The organism is Streptomyces sp. 13-12-16 (assembly GCF_002114215.1).
Lineage (GTDB): Bacteria > Actinomycetota > Actinomycetes > Streptomycetales > Streptomycetaceae > Streptomyces.
On sequence record NZ_NCTE01001313.1, the window covers coordinates 1 to 1,251 of the forward strand.

The window sequence follows — 1,251 nt, forward strand, 5'->3', positions numbered from 1 at the left end:
GCGCCCGCGCGAGCCGGCGCCGCGCTGCGCGGCGCCGGGTTCGCGCCGGTCGGCGGCGAGGACGGCACCCGCGGCCTCGTCGTCCCGATCGACACCAGCCGGGAGATCGCCGACGTCATCCGCGCGCTGGACCGGGCCGGAGCCGGGATCGTCGAGCTGGCGTTCGGCGAACCGACCCTGGACGACGTGTATCTGACCCTCGCCGAGCAGCACGCCCGGACCCCGGCGTGACCGCCGCCCGACGCCCTCCGTGGAGGACCTCTTGACCACGCACCCCGCTCCCGCCCCGCACCCGCGCCCGCACGCGGCCGCAGCCGTCGCGCTCAAGGCACCGGACTTCGGCGGGAGTTCGTTCGTCGCCCAGGTGCGGGTCCTCACCGGGCGGTCGCTGCGGGCGATGGTGACCGACCCGGGCATCGTGCTGTTCGGCCTGATCCAGCCCGTCGTCATCCTGTTCGTACTGACCCAGGTGTTCAGCAGGATGGGCATGCCCCCGCACTTCCCGGACGGTGTCAGCTACCTCGACTTCGTGCTGCCGGCCGTCCTGGTGGACAACGCCGCCCAGTCGGCGATGCAGTCCGGGGTGGGCCTCGTGGAGGACCTGCGCAACGGCGTGGTCGCCAGGCTGCGTTCGCTGCCGGTGCACCCCGGGGCCCTGCTGGTCGCGCGCAGTCTCGTGGGGCTGGTGCGCAGCGCCGTGCAGATCCTCGTGATCATGGTGCTGGCGATGACGGTCCTGGGCTACTCCCCCAACGGGGGCGTCGCCGAACTCGCCCTGTCCGCCGGGCTGACGCTCTTCATCAGCTTCGCCCTGGGCTGGGCCTTCATCGCGGCCGGCGCCTGGCTGCGGCGTGCGGAGCCCCTGCAGAACCTCGCCCTGATCGTGATCTTCCCGCTGATGTTCGCGTCCAGCGCGTACGTGCCCGTCGCCGACCTGCCGGGCTGGCTGGCGGCCGTCGCCCAGGTGAACCCGCTGACGTACGCCATCGACGCCACCCGTGCCCTCGCGCTGGACGTGCCGGGCCTCGACCACGCGGTTCCCGCGCTGCTCATCGGCGCGGTGATCAGCGCGGCGGGCGCGTCCGCCGCCCTGGCCGGCTTCCGCCGGCCGCTCTGACTCCCGCGCCACTCCCCCGGGCGCGGGACCGGACCCGTGGGCGCCGTACGGCGCCCACGGGCCTTCTTCGTGCGGGCGCGGGTCTTTCTCACGCGGGCACAGCCCCTCTTCGTGCGGGCACGAGCCTCGTCGTG

The 1,251-nt window shown here is 74.2% G+C and carries 1 protein-coding gene and 1 pseudogene; both read left to right on the forward strand.

The features are described from left to right. Positions 1-231, forward strand: a pseudogene (locus B7767_RS40355) (daunorubicin/doxorubicin resistance ABC transporter ATP-binding protein DrrA); the annotation flags it as partial. 31 nt (positions 232-262) lie between these two features. Further along, positions 263-1,117, forward strand: coding sequence for an ABC transporter permease (locus B7767_RS40360; protein WP_085576255.1), 855 nt, complete (start codon positions 263-265; stop codon positions 1,115-1,117). The last annotated feature ends 134 nt before the right edge of the window (positions 1,118-1,251 follow it).